Below are 12330 nucleotides of genomic sequence, written 5' to 3'. Positions count from 1 at the left end.
ACTAAATTACATTATGAAAAGTAAATTGAATCAAATTCTTCAAATACGATTTCTACTTTTAACAGTATTACTAATTACTACAAATTGTGCTAGTAGCCAATCATCAAAAAAGAAAGATCAAAAAAAACCAAATATTATCTACATTTTAGCTGATGATTTAGGTATTGGTGATGTAAGCCTTTATAATGAAAAAAGTAAAATACAAACGCCCAATTTAGATAAAATGGGAAAAGAAGGTATGAAATTTACAGATGTGCATACCTCTTCTTCCGTTTGTACACCAACCAGATATGGTATTTTAACCGGTAGATACAATTGGAGGACACCTTTAAAAGAATTTGTAACTTGGGGAAACTCACCATCTTTAATAAAGAAAGAACGATTAACAGTTGCGCAATTACTAAAAGATAATGGCTATAAAACAGCAAGTATAGGAAAATGGCATTTAGGTTTAAATTGGTCTATGAAAAATGATAGCCCAGAGTTTGATCATTTTTCAAATAAATCTGAGCGTTTAAATTTCAAAAACATTGATTATAGTAAACCTTTAAAATTTGGACCTAATGATATGGGATTTGATTATTCTTATATGATTGCTGCATCCTTAAACATGCCTCCTTTTGTTTATATAGAAAACAATAAGGCAACTATGATTCCTACAAAAATAACGGAGAGAAGCAGAAAAAAATATCCTTTTAGTAGTTGGATAAAAGGAGATGTTGCTGATGATTTTAAACATGAAGAAGTACTACCAAACGTTGTAAATAAATCAATTTCATTTATTAAAGAGAATGCCAATAAAGAAAAACCTTTTTTTATGTACATTCCACTACCTTCTCCACATAATCCTGTTTTACCAATTGCTCCATGGAAAGGACAAAGTGAAATTGGTAGCCCTTATGCAGATTTTGTAATTATGATTGATGATTTAATGGGTACTATCTTTAAAACATTAAAAGAACAAGGTATAGAAGACAATACATTAGTTGTTTTTACAAGTGATAATGGTTATGCAACTACAAATGATTTAAAAACTCTAAAAAAGGAAAAACACAGTCCAAGTTATATTTATAGCGGTTATAAAGGAAGCTTTTTAGAAGGTGGACATCGCGTTCCATTTTTAGTAAAATGGCCTGGAAAAATTAAACCAAATTCGGTTTCAGATGCTACCTTATGTACTACAGATTTTATAGCAACTTGTGCAGACATTATTAATTATGATTTTAAAGATAATGAAGCAGAAGATAGCTACAGTATGTTACCATTATTAACCAATAAAGGAACCTTTTTAAGAGACGCAACGATTCATCATGACAAATATGGAGTTTTTGCGATTAGAAAAGGTGATTGGAAATTAATTGTATCGCCAAATTCTGGAATTGCAGCATCTGGAAAAACAAAAATACACAAAGATATTTCATCAAAAGAAATACTATACAATCTAAAAACAGACGTTAAAGAGCGAAATAACGTTGCTGCTGATTATCCTGAAAAAGTAAAAGAATTAAAAGATTTGTTAATCAAACAAATTAAAGAAGGTAGAAGTACTTCTGGAAAAGTTCAAGAAAATGATCCTATTGTAGATCCTTGGCCACAAGCAGATTTTGCTTTTGAAAAATAATTTTGCATCTAAATATTAATAGAAACAATACAAATGAAAAATTTAAAATTTCTTTTCATACTAGTTTTAGCAACCTCTTGTAAGTCTAATGCGAATATCAAAAAACAAGATACTATTGTTAAAAAAACACCTCCTAATATTGTTTATATTTTAGCTGATGATATGGGATATGGAGACCTTTCTTCTTTAAATTCAGAGTCAGGAATTCAAACACCTCATATGGATAAAATATTAAAAGAGGGAGTTCATTTTACAGATGCGCATACAAATTCTTCTGTTTGTACACCAACTAGATATGGAATAATAACAGGACGTTATGCTTGGAGAAGTTCTTTAAAGAAAGGAGTTTTAAATGGTTATAAGCCAGCTTTAATAGAAGAAAGCAGACCCACTATTGCTTCTTACCTTAAGGGCAATGGTTATAAAACAGCCTGTATTGGTAAATGGCATATCGGTTTAGATATGCAACCAAAAGATGGAGACAGATCTATAAAAGCTAAAAATGGAGTTAGTAATGTAGATTTTTCTAAAAAAATAAAAGATCCAAGTTATTTAGGGTTTGATTATTCATACATTATTCCTGCTTCTTTAGACATCCCTCCTTATCTTTATATCGAAAATGGAAAAGCTGTAGAACTACCTACAGAATATACAACAGAGAAAAGAAAAGGTAGAGGTCTTAGTTGGAGACCAGGAGAAAAAGCTCCTAATTTTGTATTTGACAAAGTATTAGATAATTTTACAAAAAAATCTGTTTCTTTTATTGATGATCAAAAAAAAACAGATTCACCTTTCTTTCTTTATTTTGCGTTAACAGCACCTCATACTCCTTGGTTACCAATAGGTGATGCCGTTGGTAAATCTAAAGCTGGCGATTATGGTGATTATGTTACTATGGTAGATGATGCTGTAGGTGCAGTTGTTACTGCGTTAGAAAAATCTGGTCAATTAGAAAACACATTAATTATTGTTACTTCAGATAACGGATCTAATTGGACAGAAAGAGATAAACAAAAATTTGAACACCGCGCAAATTACATATACAAAGGGCAAAAAGCAGATATTTATGAAGGAGGACATAGAGTGCCTTATATTGCGCAGTGGCCAGGTGTAATTCCTGCAGGATTAGAATCGAATCAATTAATGTGTACAACTGATTTATTTGCAACTTTATCAGGTATTTTAAATCTACCAAAAGTAGAAAAAGGAGCTGATGATAGTTATAACATGTGGCCTGCTTATACTTCTAATTTAAAAACACCAATTAGAGAAGCGGTTGTACATCATTCAATGTATGGGATGTTTTCTATTAGAAAAGGAAAGTGGAAATACACCCCAAATTTAGGTTCTGGCGGTTTTTCAAAACCAAAATTTACAGAAGTAAAACCTAATGAAGCACCAGGAACTTTATATGATATAATAAATGATCCTGAAGAAAAAAATAATCTTTATAAAGAATATCCTGAAGTAGTTACTGAATTAAGTAGCCTTCTAAAAAAGTATAAAAAGCAAAGTTATAGTAATAAGTAATCCCCTTGTTTTTAATTAAGTGTAACCTGTTGTGCATTATAAATTTATTTCATCACAAAATGTCAGTTCGAGTAATTTTGAGGAACGAAAAATTCACTCGAATTGACAGAATTTTATCATAATGCACAACAGGTTAAGTGTATTAAAAAGTAACTCTACATAAATATGATTGATTTTGATGCAAATTTCATTCATATACAATCCTAAACTTCATTCATTTAAATTTATTTTAATAAAATTTGTAAAATAATTTAAAGACTTACTATGTCTTTTTTTAGTTGACAAAAGTAATTGCACTTAAGTTTGAAGAAATAGTATAGAATTTAACTTTATGGTTTTTTTCTATTTTATCAGCAGGTATTATTCCTCATTTTGTTATTTTTTGAGCTAAATAAGTAATTTTTTGATTGAATACAGATAAATTTCTTTCTCAATAAAATCTATTTTTGACTTAAATAATTTACTTATGAGAAATATTACTTTTTTTTATTTATTTAGTTTCCTGTTTTTGTCACAGATTTATGGTCAAGATCTAGTTAAACCAAATATTGTTTTTATTTATGCTGATGATTTAGGTTGGCAGGATACTCAGTTAAACGATGTTGGAGATGTTGTTCCTTGGGAAACACCAAATATGTTAGCATTGGCAGAAAGTGGAGCTAATTTTTCACAAGCCTATGCTTCAGCACCTAGTTGTTCGCCATCAAGAGGAGGTACCATGAGTGGTAGAATGCCTCTTAAAAATAAAATGACTCACGTAGCTGGAGGGCAAATACCTGAAGGGAAAGCTTCAAATAAAATCATACCTTCATATTTTCCGGGTAGATTACAACTTGATGAAATTACCATAGCTGAAGCGTTAAACCCTTTAGGATATGTATCTGGTCATGTTGGTAAATGGCATATGGCAGCTAATCACAATATTTATCCAGAAGCTGTAGATCAAGGGTTTGATTATCAGGATACTGATAGAGGGATTACTAGAAGTATGGATGACAGATCAGTTGACTTTGCTACAGATGCAGAAGATGATCCTTATCGATTAGATGCAGATGGAAGACCTTATGATGCTGTAACAGAACTTGCATTGGATTTTATGGCTGATAATAAAGAAGAACCCTTTTTTCTTTACATGGCTCACTGGTTAGTTCACTCACCTATACAAACAAGAGATTTAGCATTGCTACAATATTATTGTGATAAACTTGGAATTCCTCTACCAACAACGGATGCAAATATTACGACTCCAGGGCAAACAAATCCCTATTATGGAGCAATGATTGCTAGTTTAGATTGGAGTTTAGGTAGAGTTGTAGATTATTTAAAAGAGACTGATGACCCAAGAAATCCTGGAAAAAAATTATTTGAAACGACATACATTATTTTTTCATCAGATAATGGAGGTGCAGAAGTTCATGGTACAGAAATTATTACAGATAACTATCCTTTAGATTTAGGGAAAACAAATACCAAAGAAGGTGGTTTGCGTACTCCTCTTGTGATTACTGGACCTGGTATTGTAGAAAATCAATTATATGATAATATGGTTTCTCATTTAGATTTTTATCCTACAATTATGGAGTGGACAGGCGCTGATGAACATGCTGATAATACTGATGTAATAAGCAACTTAGATGGTGTAAGTTTATATCCATTTTTAAGTGGAACTGAAACAGAAATAAAAAACAGTGACGATACAGAAAGAACAGATCTTTTTTGGCATTTCCCTCATGGAACAGATGCAAGATCATCGTCAGCTATTAGAAGTGGAAATTATAAATTGTATAAAATCTATGTTGATGGAGGTTATTATGAAGCTTACAAATTATATAATGACGATGGATCTGATAATGATATAGAAGAGATGTTTGATGTTATAGATACGATGGATGCATCTCTTAAAAATGAAATGATCTTAAAATTAGAGACTCTTTTAACAGAGAACAATGCAAGATTCCCAGTGTTTAATCCAGATTATAATGGTGATCCATTAGAAAATCAAGATATTGTTCCGTCTGTTGTTTCAACAGTTTTTGATGATGCTACTGGTGTAGCTACAGCAACGGTAACCACTAATGCTGGAGATGCTGTTATTGAAAAAGCTTATTTACTTTATAGGATAGAAGAAGTAGACTCAAAAGAAATAGAGTGGTTTGAACTTCCTGCAACAATAAATAGTAACGTGATTACAGCCGATGTGCCAGAAGTAGCTACAGGGGTTATATTTACGTTAGTAGATGAAAATAATTTTTTAGTGAAATCGGAAGCGATATCAATATTTAACCCTCATAAAATAACACTTGCTAATTCTGTTGGAGAACAATCTTTTAAAGTAGTAGATGAATATGCTGAATTAATTGGAAATACAACTATAGGTGGTACAGCTTATTTACAAGCTAGAACTGAAGAAGGAGGAGATGGAGCTAAATTTTATGTAAAAGCTCCTGCTGATGTTGAAACTATAACTTGTGATAAAATTACATTAGGAATTATATCTCAATCAGGAGATACTGTAAATGTTGATATAATTATTGATGGAGAAACACAAAGTTTTACATATGTAAGTACAAATAATAATACTGCTGAATTATTTGAATTTAACACTCCAGTGACATTTACACAGTCATCTAAAGAAATTCAGGTTATAACAACCTCACTTTCTAATTCAGAAGAGTTAACACCGAGAGTGAGATTTGTAGATCTCTTCTTTAATGTTTCAGGGGCTACAGAACCACTTCATGAAATAACTCTGAATAGTTCAGATTTGGAACAAACATTTACAGTTGTTGATAATTATTCAGAATTGATTGGAAACACAGCTGCTGGAAGTGATATTTATTTGCAAATGAGAACAGAAATTGACCCAGCAGATGATCTTGAAGGAGACGGAGCTAAATTTCTTGCGAAATCTGCAGAAGGTTATCAAAGTACATTAACTAAAGTAGCATTTGCCGCGAAATCTCAAAAAAATGATATTGTAGACGTTGCAATTACCATTAATGGAGAAACTCAACAGCAAGCTACTTATATAAGTGGTGGGAATAATGAAGGTAATAGTTTCGAGTTTGTATTTGACACTCCACTTACGTTAGTAGACGATGAGGCTACAGAAATAAAATTTGTAACTACTGGTCTTTCTAATTCTGGAGAAGATGTTGTTGGACGATTAAGACTTCAAGATATTATATTTCATTTATCTGATTTTGTTTTAGGGGTTGATGATATTGATAAGGAAACTAATAAAGCATTAAATCTATATCCTAATCCAGTGAAGAATACCTTTAGCCTTTCAAAAGAAGTAGCATCTGGTGTTTTATATAATTTACTTGGAGCAAAAACATACGAATTTAATAATCAGAATAAAGACATTGATATATCAAATCTTGATACAGGTTTATATTTATTGCAGGTAACTTATAAGAACGGTAATAAAGAATATTTAAAATTATTAAAAGAATAAAATAAATTTCACTGTTTTCTAAAACCTAAAACAGTTATTTTATATGGAAATCATTAGAAAATAAGTTCATAGATTTTCTAACTCAACTTTAAAAAATTATATTACAATTTGATTATGAAACAAAAATTCAAATTAAAAGTAATTTTGGCATTCTTATTTATAATAGGTCCTTATTTAAAAGGGTTTACACAAATAGATGATCAATCTAATGGAACGTATCGTAAGCTTTACATAAAAAAATCTTGGCAAAAATTAGATAAGAATAAGGATGGAAAATTTCTTGAAAAAGAAAATAGTAGAAGTTGGAAACATTTAAATCATTTAGATATTAATAAAGACAAGGTAATTAGTAAAGAAGAGTTTTCTAAAACTAAAATTCCTTATTTAAATACGGGAGGAGAAAGAAAATTAAATGTACTATACAAAGAAACTAAAGAAGAAAATTTATATCTCGATATTTATTATCCAAAAAATAAAAAAGTAGGACAAAAATTACCAGTAGTTATTTATACGCATGGTGGTGGATGGGCAGCAGGAAGCAGACATGGAGCAGCAAATGCATCTTTTAAAACCGTACATACAGCACTTTTAGAAAAAGGGTTTTGCGTGGTTTCTGTAAGTTATAGACTTTGGAAAAAAAATGGAACTACTACTATGCGAGATTGTGTAATAGACAGTAAAGATGCTATGCGTTATTTGTCTAAACATAGAGAAACACTAGAAATAGATGCGAATCGTTTTTTCTCTTTTGGAGATTCTGCTGGTGGTCAAATTTCTCAAATGTTATTACTAAGTCCTCCTGAAAGTTTAAAAGGGGAAAAATCGTTAGAAAAATATACTTATAAAATGGTTGCAGGAGTTTCTTGGTATGGACCTTGTGATTTTGAAAAAACAAGTTTATTCAATCATGATGACAGACCAAATTTTAAAGATAGATTTGGCGCTAGAATAATAAACTCAAATACAAACTCTAAAGATAAATTATCGCTTTATAGGGAAATGAGTCCTATTAATTATTTACATAAAAATAGTGCTCCTTTATTAATGATACAAGGTGATAAAGACACCACGATACCAGTAAAGCATGCCTATTATATGGCAGAAAAAGCGAATGAAGTTGAAGCAGATGTTACAACATTAATCATTAAAAATGCAGGTCATAATTGGCGAAAAGTAGGTGCGGATATTAATCCTACTAGAAGAGAAATAGAAAAATCAACTATTGATTATTTAGTTTCTCATTTATAATAGTTAATAAATCAATAATACTTGATTAAAGCAAGTAAACGACAGAATAGAGATACTATTGTTTTTAGTATAACTTTAAATTTGCTTTATAGACTTGTAAAAACTATGATAAATAACATTATTTGGTGTGCCTTTTACAAATACTATTAACAATAGTAATTTAGTGTGTTCGTAAGTATAACTATTAAAAAAGTAAAACATAAAGTAAAATAATCATGAATAAATTTAGTTTTTTTAATGTAAAATTAGTTGTTTTAGTAATGTTGGTATCTGTTTTGTCCTCATGTGCACAAAATAAATCAGCAATTGAACAAAAAAAGTCAAAAAAACCTAACATAGTTTTTATACTGTGTGATGATTTAGGATATGGAGATGTACAAAGTCTAGCTCCAGAAACAAGTAAAATTAAAACACCTCATGTTGATAAATTAACCCAAGAAGGAATGGTCTTTACAGACGCGCATGCTGGTGCATCTGTTTGTACACCTACACGTTATGGAATTATGACAGGTCGTTATAGTTGGCGAACAAAATTACAAAGCGGAGTAGTGTCTGGTTTTGCTCCAAACTTAATTAAAGAAGATCGCCCAACCGTTGGTAACTTTTTAGGAACCGAAGGTTATAATACTGCAATCATTGGTAAATGGCACATGAATTTTCAATACATTGATCCTATTTCGAAAGAAGTAATTAGAAAAAAAGGAAGAAACTTACCACCTGTGGGTGCTACAATACCAGATGGACCAATTAATAGAGGATTTGATTATTACCATGGTTTTCATCACGCTGGAAGTATGAAAGCAGTTCTAGAGAATGATAAAGTGATTCTTCATGAAGATGAAATTAATATGCTGCCTCGTTTAACAAGTAAGTCTGTAGATTATATTAATAACCAAGCAAAGAATAAAGATGGTAAACCATTTTTTCTATATGTTCCTTTAGGTTCGCCACATACACCAATATTGCCTTCTAAAGAATGGCAAGGTAAAAGTGGGCTTGGAGCTTATGCAGATTTTGTAATGCAAACAGATGCAACAGTAGGAGCAATTACAAAAGCACTAAAAGATAATGGATTTTCTGAAAACACATTGCTGATTTTTAGTAGTGATAATGGTACTTCTAAAGCAGCAAATATAAAAGGACTTGCTAAAAAAGGACATATTGTAAGTGCTGGATATCGTGGTTCAAAATCTGATTTATGGGATGGTGGACATCGCGTGCCTTTTATTGTAAAATGGCCTGGACAAGTAGAAGCCGGTTCTGTAAATAATGATTTAATCTGTTTAACAGATATATTTGCTACTTTTTCAGATATAATAAATGTTGCTGTACCAAGCAAAAGTGGTGAAGACAGTGTAAGTTTTTTACCTGCCTTAAATGGAAAAAAAATAAAGAGTACTAGAAATGGTGTTATACACCATTCAATTAGTGGACATTTTGGATATAGACAAGGAAAATGGAAGTTGTTATTAGCTAGAGGATCAGGAGGTTGGAGTTCACCACAAGAAGATAATACTACATTAGATAATATGCCTATTGCTCAGTTATATGACATGGAAAACGATACTTCCGAAACAAATAACTTATATTTGGAGCGCCCAGAAATTGCAGAAAAGTTATTACAACTTTTAGAAAATGATATTAAAAACGGAAGAAGTACTACAGGGGAATTTTCTCAAAACGATATTGATAATATCATTTTATGGAAAAAAAGAACTGTTAAAAGAAGCAAGAAAGCGAAAAACAAAAAGAAAAAGAAGAAATCTAAAAAATAACTTATTTAGAACTTTTTAAATTTAATTTTTCACTAATACAAGCTGAGCGATACATAATACCTATTATGTATCGCTCAGTTTTTTTTATGAAAAAGAGGAATTCTAAGACAAGTAAAATTTACCCACACTTTTCAAAAAAAAACATAAAAAACTAAAAACAAGTACTTTAACGAATTCATGTTAATTATTTTTGTAGTCATTTAATTGAAAAGAGAAAATAAAAGACCTAAAAAAGCACGAATTATAAGAAATAAAAGACAAAATTGTAAAACCATATATCAAGAAGGAATATTTTATTTTACAAATTGATTTTTATTGCTGTGATAAGTGAAAAAATTAAAAATGAATGTTACTTCTTATAGTAAAAAAATAAAAATGTCAGAAATAAAAATTTTATTAATATCGTCATTTTTCCTTTTGTTAGGAAACAAAATTCATGCACAACATCTTTGGTATGAAAACCAAACAGAAACGGAAAATATTACATTTACAAGAACAGTAGATGGAACTTTTACTACAGATGAAAGCAATCCAGATGTTAGCGGTATAAATACAAACACAACAAGTTCTAAATTTGTTAGAGATGCAAATGTTACTAGAGGGTTTACCTATTTTGATTTATATACGCCCTTAACAACTGCTTCAAAATACACCGTAAAATTAAAAGCCTATACAGATGTTGCCACTTCAGACTTATCATCTGAACCAAATCGTTTACGTATCTATTTACAAAATACAACTACTGGAGATTTTAAACAGATAACAAAAACATTTACAGTAGGTCAAGCATGGGAAGATTTCTCTTTTGTTTTTGAAGCTACTGATTTCACAACAGAAGGTTTAGGAAGCGGAGGTTATAATAAAATGTATATTGGATATGGCAATGGACAAGAATCTACATCTGAGATAAATTATTATATCGATCAAATTCACGGATCCATACCACAAGTACCCCTTGATGAGGTTCTTAAAGGTTCTTGGGGAGGTCGTTTTTACGTAAGAGCAGGTGAGGATTTAGATGAATATGTAGATAATAAAGGCTATGATTATATAGCAGGAGCACAAGAAATTGCTGATAGTTACCCTACAATGGGGCATGTAATTACCAATGGTACCAATAACGCAAATGCGCAATTGTGGTCTTTAAGAACAAATCCTAATGTAGATGCTGTAATGGGAGCTACAGGTTCTGTTGTAGATGAAGAATTTGTACCTAGCTTAGCTAATGAACAAATCATTATTGATGTTATTGATATCTTTAAAAACTCAGGTAAAAAAGTTATTCTATATGTAAATACGCAAAGTCCAGCAAATAGAGCTACAGCAGCAGGAGCAGTAGCTTGGAATAATTATGTAGATACTTATTTTGCTGGAGATGGTCATGCAGCATGGATGAACTATTGTGAAGGTTATGTAAAACGTTTTACAGAAATAGGAGTTGATGGATATTGGTTTGATTCATTTGGAAGTTATAATATAAATAATAGTCTTGGAAATGCTGATGTTGCTAGTACTACTGAACAAAGAGCTGAATTTGTAGAAATGATTCGTAATGCAGCCTCTAATGCTACCATAACAACCAATATTGATAAAGATTCTTTTGTAGATGAAAATGGAGATTTTATATTAGTAGATACTGATGGAATTGATGAATCGGTAGGTATTGATGGGGTTGATGATGATCCTAATAGAGATTATGCTATTATAAAGATGACAGCAACTAACCCTTGGTCAGACTTTACAGCAGGACATATTACACCTTTAGGACAAGGAGCTCCTCCTAATTCTTGGGCTTATGAAGAGTTTACAGTAACAGATATTGAAGAGTCATCAATATCTATTTATGAAAATGAAAAACAAGCATTAAAACATTTATTTTTACCAATAAGATCTACTTGGTCTAGCGAAAGGTCTGACTTAATGTTTGATAATGAACAAGCGTACCGTTTTGCTAAAAGAATTACAGATGCAGGAGGATCCGTTACATTTTCAAACACAACAGCTACAGATGGTACCACATCAGAAGATGAAGTAGAAATATTAACATTTATGGATCAACAATTTGCCATCAATGCAGATGCAACCGTTTATGAACGTCCTGAGGGAGCATTTCTTGTTGGAGAAGAAGTTCTTTCTACAGCGACTAACGTGCTTGAAGATTTCTCTCTTAAAGTATTTCCTAATCCAGTAAAAGATGTTTTTAGTCTTACAGAAGAGGTAGTATCTGGTATTTTGTATAATACATTTGGTGCTAAATCGTACGAATTTAATAATCAATATGAAAACATTGATATATCAAATCTAAGTTCTGGTTTGTATTTATTACAGGTAAATTATAAGGATGGCCGTAAAGAACATCTGAAACTATTAAAAGAATAATTTTTACTGTTTTCATCAACAGATACTAAATCCTGTAGGGCCCCATATTTAAAGAAATAAATATAAAAGGACAGACAGTTATATTACATTCTAGTCAATTCTCAAAACCTAAATACATTCGTTACGCCTTTACTGCTAATCCAGAATTAAATTTGGTTAATGAGATCGACTTGCCTGTATACCCATTTCGTACAGATATATTTAAGGCTTTTATTTAATCTAAAAGGACAAGTTGTATAAAGTGTTGATTCTTATTAAATCTACAAAGAGAAACAGAATTAATAACACTATATATTTTATGAAATTATTTATTTCAA

The 12330-nt window shown here is 30.8% G+C and carries 6 protein-coding genes; all 6 read left to right on the top strand.

All coding sequences use genetic code 11. The features are described 5' to 3' along the window. Nucleotides 1-13: 13 nt before the first annotated feature. The 6 genes from PHEL85_RS09890 to PHEL85_RS09865 all read left to right on the top strand — a co-directional run bounded on the left by PHEL85_RS09890 (nucleotide 14) and on the right by PHEL85_RS09865 (nucleotide 12013). Nucleotides 14-1621, top strand: a complete 1608-nt coding sequence (locus tag PHEL85_RS09890; RefSeq protein WP_156109173.1) for a sulfatase family protein — start codon at nucleotides 14-16, stop codon at nucleotides 1619-1621. 33 nt (nucleotides 1622-1654) lie between these two features. Then, nucleotides 1655-3151 (top strand): sulfatase-like hydrolase/transferase, encoded by a 1497-nt coding sequence (locus PHEL85_RS09885; RefSeq protein ID WP_036824582.1) that lies wholly within the window; start codon nucleotides 1655-1657, stop codon nucleotides 3149-3151. 466 nt (nucleotides 3152-3617) lie between these two features. Further along, entirely contained in the window at nucleotides 3618-6611 is a 2994-nt protein-coding gene (locus PHEL85_RS17365) for a sulfatase-like hydrolase/transferase (protein ID WP_052108527.1), read from the top strand. 114 nt (nucleotides 6612-6725) lie between these two features. Beyond that, nucleotides 6726-7859 (top strand): alpha/beta hydrolase, encoded by a 1134-nt coding sequence (locus tag PHEL85_RS09875; RefSeq protein ID WP_052108526.1) that lies wholly within the window; start codon nucleotides 6726-6728, stop codon nucleotides 7857-7859. 215 nt (nucleotides 7860-8074) lie between these two features. Further along, complete coding sequence (locus tag PHEL85_RS09870) at nucleotides 8075-9634, top strand: sulfatase family protein (protein WP_081965115.1); 1560 nt, start codon at nucleotides 8075-8077, stop codon at nucleotides 9632-9634. A gap of 375 nt (nucleotides 9635-10009) precedes the next feature. Further along, complete coding sequence (locus PHEL85_RS09865; protein ID WP_162179435.1) at nucleotides 10010-12013, top strand: T9SS type A sorting domain-containing protein; 2004 nt, start codon at nucleotides 10010-10012, stop codon at nucleotides 12011-12013. Nucleotides 12014-12330 lie beyond the last annotated feature (317 nt).

The sequence above is a fragment of the Polaribacter sp. Hel1_85 genome (assembly GCF_000766795.1).
Lineage (GTDB): Bacteria > Bacteroidota > Bacteroidia > Flavobacteriales > Flavobacteriaceae > Polaribacter.
Note: the sequence above shows the minus strand (reverse complement) of the source record. Positions and strands in the feature narration are given on the sequence as shown.